The sequence below is a fragment of the Methylopila turkensis genome (assembly GCF_027922325.1).
Classification (GTDB): domain Bacteria; phylum Pseudomonadota; class Alphaproteobacteria; order Rhizobiales; family Methylopilaceae; genus Methylopila; species Methylopila turkensis.
Window position 1 is genome coordinate 229,294 of sequence record NZ_BSFL01000003.1, and the last position, 22,487, is coordinate 251,780.

The following is a 22,487-nucleotide window of genomic DNA, read 5'->3' on the forward strand; positions in this document are numbered from 1 at the left end:
ATCGTCATTCGCGCAAGGCGAGGGTCTGCTATAGCGCCTCCTTCGTGCGACGGTCCCGGCTCTCCGCTCGCGCGGCGGCCGGGATGACGACTTCAACGTAAGGCTTGAGACAATGACCGCCCCCCTGAACGTCGCGATCCTTGGCGCCTCCGGCTACACCGGCTCCGAGCTGGTGCGTCTGCTCGCGCGCCATCCGCGCGCGGCGATCCGGGCGCTGACCGCCGACCGCAAGGCGGGGCAGGCGATGGCGGACGTCTTCCCGCAGTTCGCGGGTCTCGACCTGCCGAGGCTCGTCACCATCGCGGAGCTCGACCTCGCGGGCGTCGACCTCGTGTTCTGCGCGCTGCCCCACGGCACGACCCAGACCGTGATCAAGGACCTGTTCGCGAAGAAGCCCGAATTGAAGGTGGTCGATCTCTCGGCCGATTTCCGGCTGACCGATCCGGAGGCCTACGCCACGTGGTACGGCCACGCGCATCAGGCGCTGGAGCTTCAGGCCGAGGCGGCTTTCGGGCTCGTGGAGCTGAACCGCGAGGCGATCCGGGGCGCCCGGCTCGTCGCCAATCCCGGCTGCCACTCCACGACCTCGATCCTGCCTGTGGTCCCGCTGCTCAGGGCGGGACTGATCGATCCGGCGAACATCGTGATCGTCTCCTCCACCGGCATGTCCGGCGCGGGGCGGGCGGCGAAGGAGGAGATGCTGTTCTCGGAAGTGTCCGAGGGCGTCCACGCCTATGGCGTCGGCAAGCACCGGCACACCTCGGAACTCGACCAGGAGTTCGGCAAGGCGGCGGGCCGGCCGTCGCTCGCCACCTTCACGCCGCAGCTCATCCCGATGAACCGCGGCATCTACGCCAACATCACCGTGACGCTCGCGGCCGGCGCGACCGCGGAGCGGCTGCATGAGGCGCTCGCCACGACCTACGCTGGGGAGCCGTTCGTGCAGGTGCTGCCGTTCGGCAAGGTTCCGCAGTCGCGGCACGTGCGCGGGTCCAACAACGTCCAGCTCGGCGTGATCGCCGACCGCGGTCCGGACCGGGCGATCGTGATCTCGACGCTCGACAACCTGGTGAAGGGCGCCTCGGGCCAGGCGGTGCAGAACATGAACCTGATCTCCGGCTTCCCGGAGACCGAGGGCCTGAACCAGCTCGCGATTTTCCCGTGAGGGTTTCTCAAGGGCGCCGTCTTTTTCCGGCTTGACCGGAGGACCCATCTCGGCTGTCGAACTCGGCCGGAGATGGATGGTCCGGTCAAGCCGGACCATGACGAGGCATGTGGGGCAAGCGCTTCGCCGCTCACGCCTCGGCGTCGTCCTCGTCGCCGAGCGCGCGGTCGATGGCCTCGACCAGCACCTCCGGCGGATGGGCGCCCATCACCACGAGCTTCTCCGCGAAGATGAAGCAGGGCACGCCGTCGATGCCGATCGAGCGGGCGCGGGCCATCTCGTCGCCGACGTCCTCTGCGTCCTCGTCGCCCTCGAGGCGCGTCATCAACGTGTCGGCGTCGAGCCCCGCCTCGTCGGCGGCGCGCGCGATCACGGCGTGGTCGGAAATGTCCTCACCCTCGGTGAAATAGAGCTCGAACAGCCGCTCCACGAAGGCGCTCTGCGCGGTCGGGCCTTCCTCCTCCGCGAAGCGGATCGCCCGATGGCAGTCGAGCGTGTTGGGAAAGCGCTCGATCTCGCCGAACAGGAAGGCGATGCCCTCGTCGCGGCCGATGGCGACGAGCTGCTCCTGGGTGGCGCGCACGCGGGCGGGGTCGCCGAACTTGGTCTCGAGATACTCGGCCCGGTCCACGCCTTCCGGCGGCACCGCGGGATCGAGCTGGAACGGCCGCCAGCGAACGGTCGCGTCCACGTCCGGTCGCGCGGCGAGCGCGGTGTCGAGCCGGCGCTTGCCCAGCCAGCACCACGGGCAGACCGGGTCCGCGTAAACGTCGATGGTGAGCTTTTCCATGGGGCGCGCCGTTTCGTTCGCTGCGGAGTCGTCGCCCGCATATAGGCGGCGCCGGCGGCGCGGTTAAGTCAGGCCGTGCGCCGGGCCGGTTCCGCGACGACGGCGCGCGGGAACAGCGCGGGCCCGAAGCCGGCTTCCTCGAGAGCCAGCGCGGCGGCGTCCGCCGACAGCGCGTCGGCGCCGGGCTTCAGCGTCAGGCGGAGGCGGGCGCCCAGCACGGGATCGTCCTGCAGGTCGACCGAGCCGTCGATTCCGGCGGCCGCGAAGGCGCGTTCGGCCTCGACCTGCGTCACCGACACGCCGCCCACCTGCAGCGCGCCGCGCCGCCGCCCGCCGAGCATGACGCGGCCGGCGGCGCGGTCCGCAACGCCGACGAAGCCGGTCTCCACGAAGCCCTCGGCGTCGATCGCGACGGCCGCGCCTTCGGGCGAGGCGAACACGTTGGCCGGGCAGACCGGCCCGCGCGCATAAAGCCGTCCGTCCGGACCGACGCGCGTCTCGATCAGCGGCGCGAGGCCCTCCGGCGCGAAGGGGCCGAGCGGAACCGCCGCGAACCGCGCCGGCCCTGCGCGCGAGGAGGCGACGAGGGCGATCTCGCCGAGCGCGATCACGTCGACCATCTCGGTGCCGGGAACCGCGACCGGCGCCGACAGCCGCGGCTCGGGCGCGCGCCAAGCGGCGAACACGGCCTTGGGACTGAGACCTTCGAATGCGCCATCGGCGACGAGCCGCTCCATGATTCGGCCCGGCAACGCCACATGGGTCGCGTCGCGCGCGGCCTCGATCAGGGCTTCGAGCGTGGAGGGCTGGTGGAAGGTCGCGGTCGCCCGCGTGACCAGCCAGGGCGCGAGGCCGGTGGCGAGGCCGGGCAGGCCGGCGAGGTCGAGCGTCGACAGCAGCCGGTCGCCGCCGCCGAGCCGGCCGGCCAGCAGCGGGGCGAGGCCGAGCGCCACGAGCTCGTTGTGGCTCCGCGCGATCGGCGTCGCGGCGGGGTCGAAGGTGATGACGGCGACATGGTCGGCGGCGTCGTCCGGCCGGTCGGGCCGCTCGCCCGCAGACGGCGCGGCCGAATCGAGCAGATGGTCGAGCGGCGTGGCGCCGTCCGGCGCGTCCGGCCCGAAGGTCGCGACGAAACGCAGCCGGTCGAGCTCGAAGGCGGCCTCGCAGGCGCTTTCGCCGGGCCGGCCGCCGGCCGCCTCGGTGCGCGCGACCACCGCCTGCGCACCGACGGCCGCGAGCGCCGCCGTCATCTCGCGCCGCCGCCACGGCAGCGGCAGCAGCGCGGCGATCAGCCCGGCGCGCCAGAGCGCGAGACAGGTCAGCGCCGCCTCCGGCCCCGAACCGAGCTGCACGCCGACGACCGCGTCGGGCCCGAGCCGCCAGCCCGCGAAGGTCTCCGCCAGGGCCGAGACGGCCCGGTTGGTCTCGCGCCACGTGCCGCGGAACGGCAGCGTGGCATTCGAGAGCGCGCGCCCGTCGGGATCGCGGAAGGCGTTGTGCGAGAGCACCTCGTCCAGGGTCGCGATCCCCGCGACCGGGTTCGGCATCGGATCGGGCGAAGCCGCGTGGAGGCGCATGATCCGGGTTTCCTTCGTCAGCGCGGCGTTGCGGGCGGGGCGCGCCACCATGTCTCCGGCAGCGCGCCATAAAGAGGCACCTTCTCTGGGCGCTCGATTCGGGTCCAGCGCGCAAGCCATTGCCGCTCGACATGCAGCAACGGCACGACGTAGAAGCCCGAGAGCAACACCCGGTCGAGCGCGCGCACGGCGGAGACGAAGTCCCGCCGCTCCTCGGCCGCGAGCAGCGCGGCGATCATCGCGTCCACGGCCGGCTCCTTCACGCCCATGTAGTTGCGCTCCCCCGGCGTGTCGGCGGCGACGGAACCCCAGTACTTGCGCTGCTCGGCGCCCGGCGACAGCGTCGAGACCCAGTTGTACTGGATCATGTCGAAATCGTAGGTCTGCTGGCGGCGGAACGCCTGAACGCTGTCGACCAGACGCACGGTCGCGCGTACGCCGGCGCGTTCGAGCGCGCGGGCGTAGGCGAGAGCCAACCGCTCTTGGTCTCTGGTGCTGACGAGGACTTCAAACCGGAACGGCGCGTCGTCGCTCTCCCGCCGCAGCTCGCCGCCCTTCACGCGCCACCCCGCCGCGGCGAGCAGATCGAGCGCCTGCCGCAGCAGGTCGCGGTCGCGGCCCGAGCCGTCGGAGGAGGGCGGAGCCCAGCGTCCCTCCATGACATCCTCGCGAACGACGCCTGGAAACGGCGCCAGCAACTCGCGCTCGCGGGCGTCGGCGGGGCGGCCGGAGGATGACAGCTCCGAGCCTTCGAAATAGCTCGAGGTTCGCGTCATGGCGCTGCCGAACAGGTTGCGGTCGACCCATTCGAAGTCGAACAGCAGCCCGAGCGCTTCCCGCACCCGAACGTCCCGGAACAGCGGCTTGCGGGTGTTGAAGACGAAGGCGTTCATGCCCCACGGCAGGCCGGGCGTGAAGCTCTCGAGCGCGACCTCCCCGCGCCGCGCCGCGGGGAAGTCGTAGCCGGTGGTCCAGCGGATCGGATCGCTTTCGGGACGGACGTCGATCAGACCCTTGCGGAAGGCCTCGAACATCGTGTTGCCGTCGCGGTAGTAGTCGTAGCGGATCTCGTCGAAATTGTTCAGGCCACGGTTCACCGGCAGCGCCGCGCCCCAGTAGTTCGGGTCGCGGCGGAACGTGATCGAGCGGCCCGGCTCGACGTTGCTGATGATGTAGGGCCCGGTGCCGACGAGCGGCTTCAGGCCGGTCTCCTCGAACGTCTCAGGGTCGGTCGCATGCGCCGGCAGCACCGGCATCAGCCCGAGAATCAGCGGCAGCTCGCGGTCGTCCGTGTCGGCGAGCTCGAACCGGACGGTGTGGTCGTCAGGCGCCGAAACCGTCCGCACCCGCCGGTAATTGGCGCGGAACGAGGGATGGCCGTGGTCGCGCAGCAGGCCGAAGGTGAAGGTCACGTCCTCCGCCGTCACCGGCTCGCCGTCGGAGAAGCGCGCCTTCGGGTTGAGGTGGAACGTGATCGACGAGCGGTCCTTCGGCATGGTCACGCTGTCGGCGATCAGGCCGTAGAGCGAGAACGGCTCGTCGTAGTTGCGCGCGAGCAGGCTCTCATAGACGGGGCCGCGCAGCCCCTGCGGGCGCTGGCCGCGGAAGCCGTAGGGGTTGAGCGTGTCGAAGCCGCCGAGCCAGCCGAGCGTCAGGCGGCCGCCTTTGGGCGCGTCCGGGCGCGCATAAGGCAGATGGTCGAAGTCGGGCGGCAGCGCCGGCTCGCCGTGCATCGCCAGTCCGTGCCGCGGTTCGCCGGCGTCCGGCGCGGCGCGGGCGGGGCCGGCCACGCCCGACGCCGCCCAGCCGAGGACGGCGATCATCGCCGCGCGCCGAAGCCGGCGCATCCGCTGAAGAGGAAACATCGGCCTGCGCGTCCGCCGAAGGTCCAAGGTCGACCCTGATTCGCCGCTCACCTCGCGAAGATACCACGGCGTCTGGTTTTCCCCGGTCAGGACACGGTGAAAACTCCGTCACTCTCCTGCCGTATTTGCTCGACAGACAGCCGTTTCGCCGAGTAACGAAGCGCTCGGCTCCGCGCTTGCGCGCGACGCGCGTTTGGATGTTTCAGCGCGGCGGCCGCGGCGAAGCCGGTCGTCCAACGACAGGAAGGAAATGCTGCATGACCTTGGGTAGGTACTCGCGCCTCGCCGCCGCCGTGGCGGCCGTCTCCCTCGGCGCGGCTCTGCCCGCCGCGGCGCAGCAGAACAACGCTCCGGCGCCGGCCGCCCCGAAGGCTCCCGCAGCTGCGGCTCCGGCCGGTCCGGGCCCGATGTCGGCCACGCCGCCGGCCGCGCCCCAGCCGAACTGGGTCAAGATCTGCAACACCGATCCGCAGGCGAAGAAGGAGGTCTGCCTGACCTCCCGCGACGTCAAGGCCGACACCGGCCAGACCATCGCCTCCGTGGCCGTGCGCCAGATCACCGGCGAGCCGAAGAAGTTCTTCCTCGCCGCGGTCCCGCCCGGCCTGCTGATCCAGCCCGGCGTGCGCATCGCGGTCGACCAGAACGCGCCGGCCAACGGCAAGTATTCGATCTGCTTCCCGAACGCCTGCTACGCCGAGATCGACATCAACGACGCCTTCTTCAACAACCTGAAGAAGGGCACCAACCTCGTGCTTCAGGCCATGAACCAGCAGGCCAAGACGGTGAACTTCCCCGTCAGCCTCGCGGGCTTCACCAAGGCTAACGAAGGCCCGGCGCTCGACCCGAAGCTCGTCGAGGCCGAGCGCGAGAAGGCCAACGAGGAGCTGAACAAGAAGGCGCAGGAGATGCGCGACAAGCTGCAGATGCAGGGCGGCGCGCAGGCCCCGGCGGTTCCGGCGAACCCGGCGCAGTGATCCTCGCCGGGCGCGTTCGCCCGGCGTCTCAGCTTTTGAAGAACGCGGGCTCCGCTTGGGGCCCGCGTTTTTTTGCGCCCGCGAACGGGCGGGGGCGTCGGAGCGATCGACGCCTGCCTCGGTCACGCGGGTTCGAGCGTAAAGATCGGCGCGAAGTCATGGACGCGCGCGCGGGGCGCCGCCCGCGCCGTGTGCGTCAGTGGCGGACGTCCCGGCGCACCCGGTAGGAGCCGTCCACCGTCCGTTCGAACATGGCCTCGACCTGCGGATGGCGCACCGGATCGCCGGAGGTGTCGGGCAGCAGATTCTGCTCGGAGACATAGGCCACGTACTCGGTCTCCGAGTTCTCGGCGAGCAAGTGGTAGAACGGCTGATCGCGCTCGGGGCGCACGTCCTCGGGGATCGACAGCCACCACTCCTCGGTGTTCGAGAAGGTGGGATCGACGTCGTAGATCACGCCCCGGAACGGATAGACCCGGTGCCGGACGACTTCTCCGATCTTGAATTTCGCGTTCCGCGAGCGCGTCTGGCCGGCCATGATGACGATACTGTCCCGTTTCGGGCGCGGAACGGAGGGCGCCGCCGCGTCCAAGTCAATGGGATGCGACGGATTTGCGACGCGATCATGGCCTGAAGGCGTCCGGCGCGATCGACGCCGGCCTCGTCAGAGCCCGTAGGCGGCGGCGAGCTCGGGCTCGCGCTCGGCGATCTGCTTGGCGAGGTCGACGATGACCTTGGCCTGCTTCCAGGTGGCGTCGTCCTGCATCTTGCCGTCGAGCATCACCGCTCCGGTGCCGTCGGGCATGGCGTCGACGATGCGTTTGGCGAACTTCACCTCCTCCACATCCGGCGAGAACACGCGCTTGGCGATCTCCACCTGGCTCGGATGCAGCGTCCAGGCGCCGACGCAGCCCAGCAGGAAGGAGTTGCGGAACTGGGCCTCGCAGGCGTCCGAATCCGAGAAGTCGCCGAACGGGCCGTAGAACGGCTTGATGTCGTTGGCGGCGCAGGCGTCCACCATCTTCGCGATGGTGTAGTGCCAAAGGTCCTGCTGGTAGAAGGCGCGGGCCTCGTCGCCCTGCTTGTCGGTCAGCACGCCGTAGCCGGGATGGCCGCCGCCGACGCGTGTGGTCTTCATGCGACGCGACGCGGCGAGGTCGGCGGGACCGAGGCTCATGCCGTGCATGCGCGGGGAGGAGCGGGCGATCTCCTCCACGTTCATCACGCCCTGCGCGGTCTCGAGGATCGCGTGGATCTGGATCGGCCGGGTCAGCGCGTGGCGCGCCTCGAGCTGGGCGAGCAGGCGGTCGAGATAGTGGACGTCCCAGGAGCCCTCGACCTTCGGCAGCATGATCACGTCGAGCTTGTCGCCGACCGCGCCGACGATCTCTATCACGTCGTCCAGCGCCCACGGGCTGTCGAGCGCGTTCATGCGGATCCAGAGGCCGGTCTGGCCGAACTCGTTGGCCTTCGCCATCTCGATGAAGCCGGCGCGCGCGGCCTCCTTGGCGTCCGCCGGGACGGCGTCCTCCAGATTGCCGAGCACCACGTCGACCTCGGACGCGAGCTTGCCGGCGCGGGCGCGGATCTTCTCCACATGCGGCGGCACGAAGTGGATCATGCGCTCCACCTTGACCGGCCGCTCCCGGAGAGGGGCGGGGGCGCCCAGCGCGAGGGGACGGTAGAACGCGCTGGGAACGATCATCTGGCAACGCCTTTTGCGGGGAGGAAGCGGGATCGCCGGCACCTTCCCCGCGCGCGTGCTGCAGCGCAACGCTGCTTTCGTCGGAACGGGATCGGCGGGCTCAGCGCCAGCGGCGCATGCCCCAGAACCATTGCTCCGGCGTCTCGCGGATCCAGCGTTCGAAGGTCGCCTGAAGGGCGGCCGTCGCCGCCAGCACGTCGGCGTCGCGGTCGGCCGTGCGCGGCGTCTCCACGAGCTCGCTCGACACGATAAAACGGGCGCCGCGCGTACGCGTGACGCGGCCCGCGACCAGCGGCACGTCGAGCAGGCGCGCCACGAGCGCCGGGAAGGTGGTCGAGCGCGCCGGTTGGCCGAAGAACGGAACGTCGACGCCGCGGGCCTCGCGCAGGTCGGCGAGGATGGCGAGCGCATGGCCCGAACGCACCCAGGAGATGATCCGGCGCGGCGTTTCGGCGGACGGCGTGTAGAGGCCGCCGGGGTAGAGGAAGGCGCGTCGCCGCGTGATCATCCGCTCGACGATCGGATTGCGCATCGCCTTGTAGACGCCGGCCGGCTCGAAGCCGGCGGCCGCGGTCGAATGGATGCCGATCTCCCAGTTGCCGAAATGGGCGGAGACCACGACGATGCCCTTGCCGGCGAGGCGCTGGGCCTCGAACCGGGCGGTGGCGTCGTCCGCGACGCGCGCGGGGTCGCCGACGATCCGGTCCATCAGGAAGCCTTCGGCCATGGTGCGGCCGAGATTCTCCCAGCTCGCGCGCGCGATCCGCTCGCGCTCCGCGGGGCTCATGTCGGGAAAGGCGACCGCGAGGTTCTCCAGCGCCCGTTGGTGACGATGGTTCCAAGGCGCGAGCGTGCGCCACAGCCAGCCGAACGCCGTGGACGCGGCGTCGACCCCGAGCAGGCGGCAGAGGCCGATGACGGCGGCGACGCCCATTGCCTCCATCCGGTTCTGCAGCCACATTCGAAAGCCGCGCCGCGGCGGGCGGCGGCGCGCGACCCGTCGGCGGAACCGGCGAAGTCCGCGTGGGGCGTCGGGCGCGTCTGGGGTTCTGTCAGGCATGCGTTCCGTGGGCGTTGACCCCTCTTGGCAACTCCGTTAGCCGCACGTCAAGCGGTCCGATCCTCGCAGTCCGGGGCCGTCGTCGGGCGGCGCGGGAGAGATTGGCAGACATGGCGGACGTCGCTTCCCTCGCCATGCCGTTCTTCGGGCTAATCCTGCTCGGCTTCCTGTGCGGGCGGTTCGCCACCGCGGCCGAGGGCGGGCTCGACTGGTTCAACGTCTACATCGTCTATGTCGCGGTGCCGGCGCTGTATTTCACGCTGATCTCCCGCACGCCGTTCGAGGAGCTCGCGAACGTCGATTTCATCGCGATCACCACCGGCTCCACGCTGACGGCCTTTCTGATCGCGCTCGGCATCGGCTTGCTGGCGTCGCGTGGAAAACTCCCCGAGGCGACGATCCAGGCGACCGCGGGCAGCTACTCCAACGTCGGCTACATGGGGCCGGGGCTGACGCTCGCGGCGCTGGGTCCGGCTGCCTCGGCGCCGACCGCGCTGATCTTCGTGTTCGACTGCATGCTGCTGTTCACGCTGGTGCCGTTCCTGATGTCGGTGGCGAGCGACCGGCGCGAGAGCCTGTGGGCGACGGCGGCTCTGGTGGTCCGGCGCATCGCGCTGCACCCGTTCAACATCGCGACGCTGATCGGCGGACTGGCGGCCTACTTCCACTATGTCCCGCCAAAGCCGGTGGAGCAGATCGTGACCCTGCTCAGCGGCTCGGCCGCCCCGTGCGCGCTGTTCGTGCTGGGCGTGACCGTCGCGCTGCGGCCGGTCCGCCGCGTGCCGGTCGAGCTGCCGGCGCTGCTCTTCGTCAAGCTCATCGCGCATCCGCTGATCGTCTACGGCGCGCTGACCCTCGTCGGCGGCTTCGACCGCGTCTGGGTCGCGACCGCGGTGCTGATGGCCTCGCTGCCGCCGGCGCTCAACGTGTTCGTCATGGCGAGCCAGTACCGGATTTATGTGGAGCGCGCCTCCAGCACGATCCTGATCGGCACCGTGCTCTCCGTCGTCACGGTGACCGGCGTGCTCTGGCTCGTGGTCTCCGGCGCGCTCTGATCAGCGCCCGAGCCCCTGCCGCATGACGAACCGCCGCAGCGGGCCGATGGCGGCGAGCGCGCGGACGCCGGCGCCGCGGGCGGCGTGCGCCGCGGGCCATCCGCTCATCAGCGAACGGTTGAGCGCGTCGGTCGCGACGGTGCGGCTCCAGACGTCGGACGCGCGGTCGCGGGAATAGGCGCTGAGGGTGGCGAAGCCCCCGACGTCGCGACGTTCGGCGATCGCGGCGGCGATGGCGCGGGCGGCGGCCGCGGCGTCGCGCACGCCGAGGTTCAGCCCCTGCGCGCCGATCGGCGGCAGCACATGCGCCGCTTCGCCGACGAGCAGCGTGCGGCGCGCCGCCATCCGCGTCGCGGCGCCGACCTCGATCGGGAAAGCGCCGATCGGGCCGTCCGGCCGCATCGCGCCCAAGAGCCGCCCCGCGCGGCGGGTCAGCGCCTCGCCGAAGGCGTCCGGCCCGAGCGCGCGCAGCTCCTCGGCGCGCTCGGGCGTCACGACCCACACGACGCTCGACCTCAGTCCCGGCATCGGCACCAGCGTGAACGGACCTTCCTCGCAGTGGAACTCGGTCGACACCCCGTCATGGTCGCGTTCGTGAGCGGCGCAGAAGGCGAGCGCGGTCTGCGGCTGGCGGCGCAGCGCGAGCTCGATCCCGGCGGCCTCGCGCATCAGCGAGCGGCGGCCATCGGCGGCGATCACGAGCCGAGCGGAGAGGGCCAAACCGCCCTCCAGCTCGATCGCGACCTGGTCCTCGTCGGGCCGGCTGGCGACGGCGGAGCCGGCGATCACGCGGGCGCCGGGCTCGGCCGCAAGCGCTTCGCCGAGAACGGCGGTCAGCGCCGCGTTGGGCACGTTCCAGCCGAAGGCGTCGAGCCCGACCTCGGCCGAATCGAAGGTGATTTCGGGCGCGCGAAACAGCCGCCGGCCGCCGTCGACCAGTCGGAGACGCCGGAGCGGCGCGGCGCCGCCTTCGAGACGCGACCACAGCCCGGCGTCGCGCAGAATCGCGACGGAACCGTCGAGCAGGGCGGTGGTGCGGGTGTCGGCGCGCAAGGGAGCCGCGACCAGCGCCACCTTCGCCCCGGCGCGGGCGGCGAGCAGGGCGGCGAGCAGGCCCGCCGGCCCGCCTCCGATCACCGCGACGTCGATCATGTGCGCCTCCCTACGGGCGGTGTCCTTGCGCCGGGATTCGCGTCCGGCTTGTCCTAAACATGGGGCGCCCGCAGCGTCCTGTCGCCGTCCGGCGCGACTTGAGGCGTGGGCGAGACCGGCTATTTCATCGACCGGTCCGCGAGGCGCCGATCGCACGCCAGCGGGAGGCGGTGGGGGACCGAGAGGATTGATGGCCATGGGTCCGCAACGCGGCGCGACGGGCGTCCTTATCGTCACCGGCGGCAGCCGGGGGATCGGCGCGGCGACCTGCCGCCTTGCAGCAGCGCGCGGCTGGGACGTGGCGATCAACTACGCGCAGGACGAGCCCGCCGCCGAGAGGGTCGCCGCGGAGGTGGAGGCGGCGGGACGCCGCGCCGCCGTCATTCGCGGCGACATGGCGGTCGCGGGCGACGTCCTCAGCCTGTTCCAGGCGGCCGCGCGGCTCGGGCCGGTGACGGGCGTGGTCAACAACGCCGGCGTCATCGGCGCGGCCGGGCCGCTGGCCGAGGCGCCGGCGGACATGATCGCGGGCGTGGTCGCCGTCAACGTCACCGGCGCGATCCTGGTGGCGCGCGAGGCGGCCCGCGTCATGGCGCGCAGCCGCGGAGGCCGTGGCGGCGCGCTCGTGAACCTGTCCTCGATCGCCGCCACGCTTGGCGCGCCGGGCGAATATGTCTGGTACGCGGCCAGCAAGGGCGCAATCGACAGCCTCACCATCGGGCTGTCGAAGGAGCTCGGACCGGAGGGCGTTCGGGTGAACGCCGTGTCGCCGGGCCTGATCGAGACCGACATCCATGCCGCCGGCGGCCAGCCGGACCGGCTGGCGCGGCTCGCAGTGGGCACGCCGATGGGACGGGCAGGCGGCCCCGACGAGGTCGCCGAAGCGATTGTCTGGCTCTTGTCGGAGGCCGCGTCCTATGTCACCGGAGCCAACCTGCGCGTCGGCGGCGGGCGCTGAGAAGCTGGAGCGGTTTAGCGAACATGTCCATGATCACACTGTCCCGGCTCGCGCTTGCGGGCGTCGTAGCGGCAGCCCTCGCGGGCTCCGCCCACGCCGCCTCCGACGAGACGCGCGCCCGGGTCGACAATCTCAGCCATCCCACCAAGTGCGCCGAGTTCGACAACGTCTACTTCACGCTGACCAATCCGAAGGTGCGCGCCTTCCGCATCGAGGTCACGCCGCCGGTCTATCTGCCGGACCTCAAGGTCGACGACACCGCGCCGAACTTCGATCATTGCGAGGCGATGAAGGACGACCCGAAGTTCAAGTTCCAGCCGAAGAACCTGACGCTCTACGAGGACGACCGCATCCGCATCCTCGGCTTCACCCATGAGGTGTCCTGGCGGGCGAGGGGGGCCGAGGTGGTCATCGGAGACGTCGACGAGACCGACATCCACCTGATCCAGCTTCAGGAGAAGATCGACGGCAAGTGGACCGAGTATCTCGTGTTCTATCCGTTCGACGGATATTGGCGCGCCAAGCCCATCCCGCCGGAGCGCTTCCCTGAGGCGGCCTACGGCTCGTCGTTCCTGATCGGCCCGATCGAGGAGCAGCACCGGCCGATCGTCGACGTGACGCGGCTCGAGATCGACGGCAAGGCGCGGGTCTTCCGCATGACCTTCGCGCGCGGCGGAACCGGCGAGCTGAAGGTCGAGAACGTCTCCCGCGAGGGCGCGACGCTGTCGGTGAAGCTCGACGGCCTGCCGGAGGACGGCGACAAGACCGCCCCCTTCGCCGGCATCCGCTCCATGTTCGTGACGCCGGACAACGCCGACACGGCGCGGGTGGTCTGGCGCATGGACGGCGGGCTGTTCACCGAGAACGTCATGGATTTCAAGACTTCCGTGACCGACGACGTCCGCTTCGATCGCGTCGAACTGTCGAAGCACAACACCAGCGCCCCGGACGTGAGCTTCCGCGGCTTTGCGGGCGCCGCGAAGCCCTGAGAGGCCGTCCAGCGCCGAAGGCGATCGTGACGTCGGCCGGCCGCCGACCCCATAGCGAGACAGGAACATCCCCATGCCCAAAGCGATCCGCGTCCACCAGACGGGCGGCCCCGAGGTTCTGACCTTCGAGGATGTCGAGCTGCCGGCGCTGAAGAAGGGCGAGGCCCATATCCGCCACACCGCGATCGGCCTGAACTTCATCGACGTCTATCACCGCACTGGGCTCTACCCGCAGCAGACGCCGTTCACGCTCGGCTCGGAAGGCGCGGGCGAGGTGGTCGCGGTCGGCGAAGGCGTCACGGACGTGAAGCCCGGCGATCGCGTGGCCTACGCCGGCGGCCCGCTCGGCTCTTACGCGACCGAGCGCGTGATCCCGGCCGATAGGCTGGTGAAGATCCCGCCGAGCGTCGCCGACGAAACCGCCGCGGCGGCGATGCTGAAAGGCATGACCGCGCAGTACCTCATCCGCCGCACGTTCCGCGTGGGCCCGGAGCACGTGATCCTGTGGCACGCCGCGGCCGGCGGCGTCGGCCAGATCGCCAGCCAGTGGGCGGCTCATCTCGGCGCGACCGTCATCGGCACCGCCGGCGGCCCGGAGAAGGTGGCGCTCGCCAAGACCAGGGGCTGCGCCCACGTCATCGACTACCGGTCCGAGGACTTCGTCGAGCGGGTGCGCGAGATCACCGGCGGCAAGGGCGTGGACGCGGTCTACGACTCGGTCGGCAAGGACACGTTCCCGGCCTCGCTCGATTGCCTGAGGCCGCGCGGGATCTGGGTCAGCTTCGGCCAGTCCTCGGGTCCGGTCGAGCCGTTCAGCATCGGGCTGCTCGCGCAGAAGGGCTCCCTGTTCGCCACCCGCGCCACCCTCAACCACTACACCGCCACCCGGGCCGAGCTGCTGGAGACGGCGGAGGACCTGTTCGGCGTCATCGCCTCCGGGGCCGTGCGCATCGACATCGGCGCGCGCTTCCCGCTGGCGGACGCGGCCGAAGCCCACCGCGCGCTCGAGGGCCGCGACACCACCGGCTCGACAGTGCTCATTCCGTAGGCCTAAGGCGCGGGATCGGCGCGGCCCCGCGACAAGCGCGCCGATCCCGCCTATATCGGAGCGACCACGCCCACGAGACTACGATCGCGCATGCCGAGCTTCCGCACCACGCGCCGCGTGCGCCACTCCGCCGAGGAGATGTTCGACCTCGTCGCCGACGTGGAGAAGTATCCGCTGTTCCTGCCGCTGTGCGAGGGTCTTCGGGTGCGCTCGCGTGAGGAGCGCGACCGGTTGCCGGTGCTGATCGCCGACATGACGGTGGCCTACAAGATCTTCCGCGAGACCTTCACGAGCAGGGTCACGCTCGACCGCGACGAGCGGAAGATCCAGGTCGCCTATCTCGACGGCCCGTTCAGTCATCTCGAGAACCGCTGGACCTTCGCGCCGCTGCCGAACGGCGGCTGCGAGGTCGGCTTCTACATCGAGTGGGAGCTGCGCAGCCGCACGCTTTCGATGCTGGTCGGCGCGGCGTTCGAGCGGGTGTTCCGGCGCTACGCCGAGGCGTTCGAGCAGCGCGCCGACCGAGTCTATGGCTCAAGGCCGGCGCTCGCGTGAGCGGCGGCCGGGCGCGCCCCGACGAGGCCGGACTGATCGCGCGGTTCTTCCGGCCGCTCGCGACCTCGCCGGGCGCGGCCGAACTGCTCGACGACGCCGCGACCGTGCCCCACGCCTTCGGCAAGGAGCTGGTGGTGACGACCGACGCGATCGTCGCGGGGGTGCACTTCTTCGCCGACGATCCGGCCGACGCGGTCGCCCGCAAGGCGCTCAGGGTCAATCTGTCGGACCTCGCCGCCAAGGGCGCCCGCCCGTTCGGCTATCTGCTGACGCTCGCGCTGCCCGGCCGCTGGGACGAGGACTGGCTCGAAGGCTTCGCCGAAGGCCTCGCCGCGGACCAGGAGGAGTTCGGCGTCTCGCTGCTCGGCGGCGACACCGTGCTGTCGCCCGCTGGCCTGTTCGTCTCCGTCACGGCCTTCGGCCATGCCGGCGAAGGGCAGGTGCCGCGGCGGACGGGAGCGGCGCCCGGCCAGCGGCTCTACGTCACCGGCGCGATCGGCGACGCCGCGCTCGGACTGATGCTGCGGCGCGACGACCGGCTCGCCGCCCACTGGGACCTGCGGCGCGCCGACCGGGAGGCGCTGCTGGACCGCTATCTGCTCCCCGAGCCGCGGGTCGCGCTCGCGGGCGTGGTCGGCTCCTACGCCACCGCCGCGATGGACGTGTCGGACGGGCTCGTCGGCGACGCGGGCAAGCTCGCCGACGCCTCGCGCGTGGGCGCGGTGATCGACGCAGCGCGAATCCCGCTGTCGCCGGCGGCGGCGCGGGCGACGCGCGCGGATCCTGCGGCGCTCACGACCGCGCTCACCGGCGGCGACGACTACGAGATTCTGCTCGCGATCGATCCCGACGACGCCGACGCCTTCGAGGCCGAGGCGGCGGGCGCCGGGGTGCGGGTCACCGACATCGGCGCGCTGGTCGAGGAGAGCGGCGTGCGGATCGAGCGGCAGGGCGAGGCGCTGAGCTTCGGCGCAGGCTCCTACAGCCACTTCTGACGCGGACGTGTTGCCGGCAGGGCACGACGTGCGCCGAAGCGCCGCCCGCCATGATTGAATCGGTAACCATGGACCATCAAAATGCCGCGGTCGCCGACGCTCTGTCGGCGACGCTTCCGCTGCGGCGGATCGACGGCGGCGCGGCTTGCGCTCAGCGGGCCGGCGTCGCTTGAAGCGACATAACAACAGCGAAAGAGCCGGCGGAGCCCCCATGACGTCAACTCCCAAACGATTTGTCGCCGCCCTGTTCGGGCTGGGCGTCGCCCTGTCTGCGAGCGCGGCTTCGGCTGCGCCGTGCGGCGGCAACAACGGCGAAGGGTTCGACGCCTGGGTCCAGAACTTCCAGGCCGAGGCGATCTCGCGCGGCATCTCTCCGCGCGTCGCCAGCGCGGCGCTATCGGGCGTGTCCTACGACCGCCGCCTGATCGGCTACGACCGCACCCAGCGGCCGTTCAAGCTCACCTTCGAGCAGTTCGTGGCCAAGCGCGCGCCGGCGTCGCTCATCAGCCAGGCCCGCTCGCGCATCCAGCGCAACAAGGCGCTGTTCGACCGCGTCGAAGCCAAGTACGGCGTGCCGGCGCCGATCATCGCCACGATCTGGGGCATGGAGACCGCCTTCGGCGCGATTCAGGGCAACAAGAACGTCTTCAACGGCCTCGCGACGCTCGCCTATGACTGCCGCCGGACCGAGATGTTCCAGGGCGAGCTGATCGCGGCCATGCAGCTCGTCGACCGCGGCGACCTCACCATGTCCGAAATGCGCGGCGCCGAGCACGGCGAGATCGGGCAGGCCCAGTTCCTGCCGTCGTCCTATCTGAAATACGCCGTCGACGGCGACGGCGACGGCCGCGCCGACATGGTGCGCTCGTCGGCCGACACCATCGCCTCGATCGCCAACTATCTCCGCGCCAAGGGCTGGCGCGCCGGCGGCGGCTGGGAGGAAGGCTCCGCCAACTTCGGCGTGCTGGCCGAATGGAACAAGGCGCGGGTCTACCAGCGCGCGATCGCCTACGCCGCGACCCAGATCGACCAGGGCGGCTCGCGCGCGCAGCGCTGAGCCGCGTCCGACCGCAATAGAAAGAGCCGCGGCCCTCGGGTCCGCGGCTCTTTTCGTTTCATCATGGTGGAGCGGGCCGGGCGCTCCCTGCGTGTCCGGCCGAAGCCGGCCGGCCGTTACTTCGCGCCTTCGGCCCGCGGCGCCTGGGCGTAGCGCTGGAGCAGGGGCGCCTGGGCCATGGCGAAGACCATGGTGATCGGCATCACGCCCCAGACCTTGAAGGCCACCCAGAAGTCGGTGGTCTGGGTCCGCCACACCGCTTCGTTCAGCGCGGCGAGGAACACGAAGAAGAACGCCCAGCGCCAGGTCAGCTTCATCCAGCCTTCGCGGGTGAGCTGGAACGCCTCGTCGAACACGATCGCGAGCAGCGCCTTGCCGAAGGCGAGGCCGCCGAACAGCGCGCCCGCGAACAGCAGGTTCACGATCGTCGGCTTGAGCTTGATGAACAGCTCGTCCTGAAGCGCGAGCGTGAGGCCGCCGAACACCAGCACCACGACGCCCGACACCAGCGGCATCACCGGCACGCGCCGGACGAGCGCCCAGGACGCAGTCAGCGACACCAGCGTCGCCACCATGAAGGCGGCGGTCGCGGTGAACAGGTCGGCGCGGTTGTTGGCGATGAAGAAGACGACGAGCGGCCCGAGTTCGAGCGCGAGCTTGAGCACGGGATTGGCGGCGCGCGCCGACGCTTTCTCTGAGGTCATGGAATCAGGTCTGCTCCCGCGAGACGGCGCGATCAAGGCGAAACTGGCGATGTCGACTCATGGCCTAGCGACTCATGGCGTAGCGAGCCCGCGCACGCGCGCCGCCGCGTCGATGAAGCCGCGCGTCGTCGCCATCAGCTCGGGAACGTCGAGCAGGAAGGCGTCGTGGCCCTTGTCGGTCGCGATCTCCACGAAGCTGACATTGGCGGCCGCGGCGTTCAGCGCGTGGACGATCTGGCGGGAATCCTCGGTCGGGAACAGCCAGTCGGAGGTGAAGGACACCACGCAGAACCGCGTCTTCGTGCCCTGGAACGCCTTGGCCAGCACGCCGCCGTGGTCGGCCGCGAGGTCGAAATAGTCCATGGCGCGGGTGACGTAAAGATACGAGTTGGCGTCGAAGCGCTCGACGAAGCTCGCGCCCTGGTGGCGCAGATAGCTCTCGATCTGGAAGTCCGCGTCGAAGCCGAAGGTGCGCGCCTCGCGGTCCTGGAGGTTGCGGCCAAACTTGGTCTGAAGCGCCGGCTCCGAGAGATAGGTGATGTGCGCCGCCATGCGCGCGACCGCGAGCCCTTTGCGCGGGATCGCGCCCTCGAGCAGGTAGCGCCCGCCGCGCCAGTCCGGATCTGCGGTGACCGCCTGACGGCCGACCTCGTGGAACGCGATGTTCTGCGCGGAGTGTTTCGCGGCGGTCGCGATCGGCAGGGCCGCGAACACGCGGTCGCCATAGCTCGCCGCCCATTCCAGCACTTGCATGCCGCCCATGGAGCCGCCCACGACCGCGAACAGGTCGGGGATGCCGAGATGGTCGATCAGCATCGCCTGCGCCGCGACCATGTCGCGGATGGTCACTAGCGGCAGGTCGAGGGCGTAGGGCTCGCCGGTCGCAGGGTTGTTCGAGGCGGGGCCGGTCGTGCCCATGCAGCCGCCGAGCACGTTCGAACAGATCACGAAGAAGCGATCCGTGTCGATCGGTCGGCCGGGGCCGATCATGGTCGACCACCAGCCGGGCTTGCCGGTGACGGGATGGACGCTCGCCACATGCTGGTCGCCGGTGAGCGCGTGGCAGACCAGCACGGCGTTGGAGCGGTCGGCGTTCAGGACGCCGTAGGTCTGGTAGGCGATCCGGAGCGGGCTGAGCTCGCGGCCCGATTCGAGCGTCAGCGGCGGCGCGATTCGGGCGACGAGGCTGTGAGGCGCGTCGGCTTCGCGCCGCGCGGCCTCGTTCACCGTCAGCTCGATCGTCGCTTCGTTCACGTAACGCCGCCTCTTCGCTGGCGGATGGTGAAGCGCTGTCGCGGCTGGGAGTCAAGGCGAAGCAGCCGGTCCGCGGCCCGTGGCGCCCGCTCTCAGGCGCGCCGGAGCGCCCTCGCGCGGCTTGACACTCTCAGTAATTTAATTCTATCGATTATATGTATTGATAAGGAGCAAGCGATGTCCGTCACGCTTCAGGATCCTCGCGTCGACTGTAGGCGCTCCGCATGACCGCGCCGCGCATCGTCGCCATCAGCGGCAGTCCTTCTCCGCATTCCCGCACGCGGGTGCTGCTCGAGGACATCGTCGAAGCGGTGGTGCGGATCGCGGGAGGGCAGGTCCGGCTGATCGACATCGGCGAGATCGCGGCGGAGCTCGGCCCGGTCCGCTCCCGCGCGGAGGCGCCGGCCCTCATCGAGCAGCTGGTCGCCGAGGTCGAGCGCGCCGATCTGATCCTTGCCGCGACGCCGATCTACAAGGGCTCGTATTCCGGCCAGTTCAAGCACTTCATCGACCTGATCGACCACCGAGCGCTCGCAGGCGTGCCGGTCGGCCTGATCGCGACCGGCGGCGGCGACCGGCACGCGCTCGCCGTCGAGCACCAGCTCCGGCCCCTGTTCGGCTTCTTCGGCGCGCGCACGCTGCCGACGGGGCTCTACGTCTCCGAGACGCAGCACCAGCAGGGCCGCATCATCGACCCGCTGGTGCGCATCCGCGCCGATCTGCTGATCGGCGAGGCCGCCGACGCGCTCGGCCGGGCCCCCGTGCCCGCCCGCGCGGCGCAGCTCTTCCCGAACCGCTGACGCAAGCAACGCGACAAAGGAGGCCGCCATGGCCGACGCACGCACGACGCATCACGGCTCCGAGCCGATCAAGTTCGCCTATTGGGTCCCGAACGTCTCAGGCGGGCTGGTGATCTCGGACATCGAGCAGCGCACCGGCTGGGACATCGGCTACAACCGCAAGCTCGCGCAGATCGCCGAGGCCGCGGGCTTCGAATACGCGCTGACCCAGATCCGCTTCACCGCCGGGTACGGCGCGGAGAACCAGCATGAATCGGTCGCCTTCAGCCACGCGCTGCTGGCCGCGACGGAGCGCCTGAAGGTCATCGCGGCGATCCTGCCCGGGCCGTGGAACCCGACGCTCGCCGCCAAGCAGATCGCGACCATCAACAACCTCACCGAAGGCCGGGTCGCCATCAACCTCGTGTCCGGCTGGTTCTCCGGCGAGTTCCGCGCCATCGGCGAGCCCTGGCTCGACCACGACGAGCGCTACCGCCGCTCGGAGGAGTTCATCCGCGCGCTGCGGGGGATCTGGAGCGAAGACAGCTTCACCTTCGCCGGCGACTTCTACCGCTACCGGGACTACGCGCTGAAGCCGAAGCCGATCGACCCGCAGCCGGAGATCTTCCAGGGCGGGTCGTCGCGCGCCGCGCGCGACATGGCCGCCCGGGTGTCAGATTGGTATTTCACGAACGGCAATACGCCTGAAAACGTCGCGAAACAGGTCGACGACGTGCAGGGCAAGGCCGCCGCCGAAGGACGTCGCGTGAAGATCGGCGTCAACGCCTTCGCGGTGGCGCGGCCGACTGAGGCGGAGGCGCGCGCGGTGGTCGACGAGATCATCGCCAAGGCCAATCCGGAGGCGGTCAACGCCTTCGGGCACGAGGTGAAGAACGCCGGCAAGGCTTCGCCGGAGGGCGAGGGCAACTGGGCGAAATCCAGCTTTGAGGACCTCGTCCAGTACAATGACGGCTTCAAGACCAACCTGATCGGCACGCCGCGCCAGATCGCCGAACGCATTCTCGACCTGAAGGACGCGGGCGTCGACCTCGTGCTGCTCGGCTTCCTGCACTTCCAGGAGGAGGTCGAGTTCTTCGGCCGCGAGGTCATCCCGCTGGTGCGCGCGCTCGAGGCCGAGGGCGGGCGGTCGCGCGCGGCCGCCTGACGGGCCTCGGACAGCGAGACGCCCCCGCTCCTCCGCTCAGGGGTCGGGCGGGGCGCGCAAGGGTCGGCCGGAGGGGCGCTCCGGCCGACCCTCAGCGCCTTCCGGGGTCAGAGGCGCGCGGCCGCACGCTCGCCGGAGAAGTCGGCCTCGATCTCCTCGAGCGTCCGGCCCTTGGTCTCCGGCACCAGCGCCAGCGTGAACAGCAGCGCGCCGACGCTCATCACCGCGAACAGGCCGAAGGTCGCGGCCGAGCCCAGGCCCGCGATCAGCATCAGGAAGATCTGGCTCACGATCAGGTTCGCTCCCCAGTTCGCGACCGTCGCGACGCCCATGGCGCGCCCGCGCACCGCGAGCGGGAAGATCTCCGAGATCAGCAGCCAGAACACCGGGCCGAGGCCGATCGCGAAGAAGCCCACATAGGCCGCGACCGACAGCGTCGCGATCCAGGCGAGCGGTCCTTCCGTGCCCACGGCGAAGCCCGCGGTGAGGATGGCGAGCATCGCCGTCATGCCGGCGAGGCCGACGATCAGCAGCTTCCGCCGGCCGGCGGTGTCGAGCAGCTTCAGCGCCACGTAGGTCATGATCACGTTGACCACGCCGACGCCGGCGGTGGCGAGGATCGCCGCCGAGGTCGAACCCATGCCGGCCTGCTCGAAGATGATCGGCGCATAATAGATCACGGTGTTGATGCCGGTGACCTGCTGGAACACCGCGAGGCCCACGCCCACGATCAGCGGCAGCCGCACGCGCGGCTCGAGCAGCGCGGACCAGGGAACGAGCGCGCCGTTCTCCCGCGTCAGGTCCGTGCGGAGCTGGTTCAGCTCGGCGGTCACGTCCTGTCCGCCGCGCAACGTGCGCAGCGCCGCCGCCGCCTCGTCGAGACGGCCCTGGCCCGCGAGCCAGCGCGGGCTGTCCGGCAGGCCCAGCATGCCGAGGCCGAGCACGACGCCCGGCAGGCAGCCGATCGCCAGCATCCAGCGCCAGCCGCCGTCGACCTCCGACAGCAGGTAGGCGACGATGTAGGACAGCAGGATGCCGACCGTGATGCACATCTGGTTCAGCGAAACGACCCCGCCGCGCTTGTCGGCGGGGGCCATCTCCGCGAGGTAGAGCGGCGTCAGCATGGAGGCGACGCCGATCGCGACGCCGAGCGTTAGGCGGCCGAGCAGCAGCACCGGCACGTTGGCGGCGACGGCGCAGAGCAGGGCGCCCACGACGAACAGCGCCGCGACCACGAGAATGACGCGTCGCCGGCCGTAGGCGTCCGCAAGCTGGCCCGCGACGCCCGCGCCCGCCGCCGCGCCCGCCAGCGCGATCGAGACGAAGAAGCCCTGCATCGCCTCCGACAGCTGGAACACCTCGCGCACGAAGGGCAGGGCGCCCGAAACCACGCCGGTGTCGTAGCCGAACAGCAGCCCGCCGAGCGACGCGGTCGCCGCCACCACCTTGAAGTTCATGTCCGAAACCCCTTCGACGCGCGGGAGAAGCCCCCGCCTGGCCCGGCTGCGATCATAGCGCAGCGTCGCGCGGCGAAACCCTCGGCATATCGGCGGGCGCCGCGGTTTCCGCGGGCGCGTTGCGCAGGGTGCGACGTTCTGGCAGCCTCACCTGCGACCAACAGGTCGCGCGGGCGGAGTCGA

21 protein-coding genes are annotated in these 22,487 nt (G+C 70.7%); 11 read left to right on the forward strand and 10 right to left on the reverse strand.

Going from position 1 to position 22,487, the window contains the following annotated elements:
* Positions 1-112: 112 nt before the first annotated feature.
* A complete protein-coding gene (gene argC / locus PKE78_RS12340; protein WP_271201206.1) occupies positions 113-1,165 on the forward strand; it encodes an N-acetyl-gamma-glutamyl-phosphate reductase in 1,053 nt (350 codons plus the stop codon).
* A 130-nt stretch (positions 1,166-1,295) separates the two neighbouring features.
* On the opposite strand, the gene PKE78_RS12345 is transcribed toward argC, so the two are convergent.
* The 3 genes from PKE78_RS12345 to PKE78_RS12355 form a co-directional block, all read right to left on the reverse strand.
* Positions 1,296-1,955 carry a DsbA family oxidoreductase gene (locus PKE78_RS12345; protein ID WP_271201207.1) on the reverse strand — a complete coding sequence of 220 codons (660 nt, stop codon included), beginning with the start codon at positions 1,953-1,955 and terminating at the stop codon, positions 1,296-1,298.
* Positions 1,956-2,023: 68 nt separating this feature from the next.
* Positions 2,024-3,532 carry an AMP-binding protein gene (locus tag PKE78_RS12350; RefSeq protein WP_271201208.1) on the reverse strand — a complete coding sequence of 503 codons (1,509 nt, stop codon included), beginning with the start codon at positions 3,530-3,532 and terminating at the stop codon, positions 2,024-2,026.
* A gap of 17 nt (positions 3,533-3,549) precedes the next feature.
* Entirely contained in the window at positions 3,550-5,355 is a 1,806-nt protein-coding gene (locus PKE78_RS12355) for an extracellular solute-binding protein (RefSeq protein ID WP_271201209.1), read from the reverse strand.
* Positions 5,356-5,654: 299 nt separating this feature from the next.
* Between PKE78_RS12355 and PKE78_RS12360 the strand changes: the two genes are divergently transcribed.
* Entirely contained in the window at positions 5,655-6,371 is a 717-nt protein-coding gene (locus tag PKE78_RS12360) for an invasion associated locus B family protein (RefSeq protein WP_271201210.1), read from the forward strand.
* A 196-nt stretch (positions 6,372-6,567) separates the two neighbouring features.
* Here the strand turns inward: PKE78_RS12360 and hspQ are convergent, their stop codons facing one another.
* The 3 genes from hspQ to PKE78_RS12375 all read right to left on the reverse strand — a co-directional run bounded on the left by hspQ (position 6,568) and on the right by PKE78_RS12375 (position 9,010).
* Entirely contained in the window at positions 6,568-6,909 is a 342-nt protein-coding gene (gene hspQ, locus PKE78_RS12365) for a heat shock protein HspQ (protein ID WP_271201211.1), read from the reverse strand.
* Positions 6,910-7,035: 126 nt separating this feature from the next.
* On the reverse strand, positions 7,036-8,076 hold the full coding sequence (locus PKE78_RS12370) for an HpcH/HpaI aldolase/citrate lyase family protein (RefSeq protein WP_271201212.1): 1,041 nt from the start codon (positions 8,074-8,076) through the stop codon (positions 7,036-7,038).
* Between the two features lie 100 nt (positions 8,077-8,176).
* Positions 8,177-9,010: a lysophospholipid acyltransferase family protein gene (locus PKE78_RS12375; protein ID WP_271201213.1), complete on the reverse strand. Its 834-nt coding sequence runs from the start codon at positions 9,008-9,010 to the stop codon at positions 8,177-8,179.
* 236 nt (positions 9,011-9,246) lie between these two features.
* Between PKE78_RS12375 and PKE78_RS12380 the strand changes: the two genes are divergently transcribed.
* Positions 9,247-10,191, forward strand: coding sequence for an AEC family transporter (locus tag PKE78_RS12380; RefSeq protein WP_271201214.1), 945 nt, complete (start codon positions 9,247-9,249; stop codon positions 10,189-10,191).
* On the opposite strand, the gene PKE78_RS12385 is transcribed toward PKE78_RS12380, so the two are convergent.
* On the reverse strand, positions 10,192-11,343 hold the full coding sequence (locus tag PKE78_RS12385; RefSeq protein ID WP_271201215.1) for an FAD-dependent monooxygenase: 1,152 nt from the start codon (positions 11,341-11,343) through the stop codon (positions 10,192-10,194).
* Positions 11,344-11,539: 196 nt separating this feature from the next.
* Here PKE78_RS12385 and PKE78_RS12390 point away from each other — a divergent pair, with 196 nt between their 5' ends.
* The 6 genes from PKE78_RS12390 to PKE78_RS12415 all read left to right on the forward strand — a co-directional run bounded on the left by PKE78_RS12390 (position 11,540) and on the right by PKE78_RS12415 (position 16,945).
* Complete coding sequence (locus PKE78_RS12390; protein ID WP_271201216.1) at positions 11,540-12,301, forward strand: SDR family oxidoreductase; 762 nt, start codon at positions 11,540-11,542, stop codon at positions 12,299-12,301.
* 29 nt (positions 12,302-12,330) lie between these two features.
* Positions 12,331-13,290, forward strand: coding sequence for a hypothetical protein (locus tag PKE78_RS12395; protein ID WP_271201217.1), 960 nt, complete (start codon positions 12,331-12,333; stop codon positions 13,288-13,290).
* Positions 13,291-13,363: 73 nt separating this feature from the next.
* Complete coding sequence (locus PKE78_RS12400) at positions 13,364-14,338, forward strand: quinone oxidoreductase family protein (protein WP_271201218.1); 975 nt, start codon at positions 13,364-13,366, stop codon at positions 14,336-14,338.
* A 90-nt stretch (positions 14,339-14,428) separates the two neighbouring features.
* Positions 14,429-14,893, forward strand: a complete 465-nt coding sequence (locus PKE78_RS12405) for a type II toxin-antitoxin system RatA family toxin (protein ID WP_271201219.1) — start codon at positions 14,429-14,431, stop codon at positions 14,891-14,893.
* The gene (gene thiL, locus PKE78_RS12410) at positions 14,890-15,888 is read left to right on the forward strand and encodes a thiamine-phosphate kinase (RefSeq protein WP_271201220.1); all 999 of its coding nucleotides are present in this window, start codon (positions 14,890-14,892) and stop codon (positions 15,886-15,888) included. The genes PKE78_RS12405 and thiL overlap by 4 nt, the downstream gene beginning before the upstream one ends.
* A 211-nt stretch (positions 15,889-16,099) precedes the next feature.
* The gene (locus PKE78_RS12415) at positions 16,100-16,945 is read left to right on the forward strand and encodes a lytic murein transglycosylase (protein ID WP_271201221.1); all 846 of its coding nucleotides are present in this window, start codon (positions 16,100-16,102) and stop codon (positions 16,943-16,945) included.
* 116 nt (positions 16,946-17,061) lie between these two features.
* Here PKE78_RS12415 and PKE78_RS12420 read toward each other — a convergent pair whose 3' ends face one another.
* Both PKE78_RS12420 and metX read right to left on the reverse strand, forming a co-directional pair.
* A complete protein-coding gene (locus tag PKE78_RS12420; protein ID WP_271201222.1) occupies positions 17,062-17,649 on the reverse strand; it encodes a septation protein A in 588 nt (195 codons plus the stop codon).
* A gap of 72 nt (positions 17,650-17,721) precedes the next feature.
* Positions 17,722-18,903, reverse strand: coding sequence for a homoserine O-acetyltransferase MetX (gene metX / locus PKE78_RS12425; protein ID WP_271201223.1), 1,182 nt, complete (start codon positions 18,901-18,903; stop codon positions 17,722-17,724).
* A gap of 224 nt (positions 18,904-19,127) precedes the next feature.
* On the opposite strand from metX, the gene PKE78_RS12430 reads away from it, so the two are divergent.
* Together PKE78_RS12430 and sfnG are read left to right on the forward strand one after the other, a co-directional pair.
* Complete coding sequence (locus tag PKE78_RS12430) at positions 19,128-19,703, forward strand: NAD(P)H-dependent oxidoreductase (protein ID WP_271201224.1); 576 nt, start codon at positions 19,128-19,130, stop codon at positions 19,701-19,703.
* A gap of 28 nt (positions 19,704-19,731) precedes the next feature.
* Positions 19,732-20,847, forward strand: coding sequence for a dimethylsulfone monooxygenase SfnG (gene sfnG, locus PKE78_RS12435; protein ID WP_271201225.1), 1,116 nt, complete (start codon positions 19,732-19,734; stop codon positions 20,845-20,847).
* A gap of 107 nt (positions 20,848-20,954) precedes the next feature.
* Here sfnG and PKE78_RS12440 read toward each other — a convergent pair whose 3' ends face one another.
* Positions 20,955-22,394 carry a sugar porter family MFS transporter gene (locus PKE78_RS12440; RefSeq protein ID WP_309299115.1) on the reverse strand — a complete coding sequence of 480 codons (1,440 nt, stop codon included), beginning with the start codon at positions 22,392-22,394 and terminating at the stop codon, positions 20,955-20,957.
* Positions 22,395-22,487: the final 93 nt, after the last annotated feature.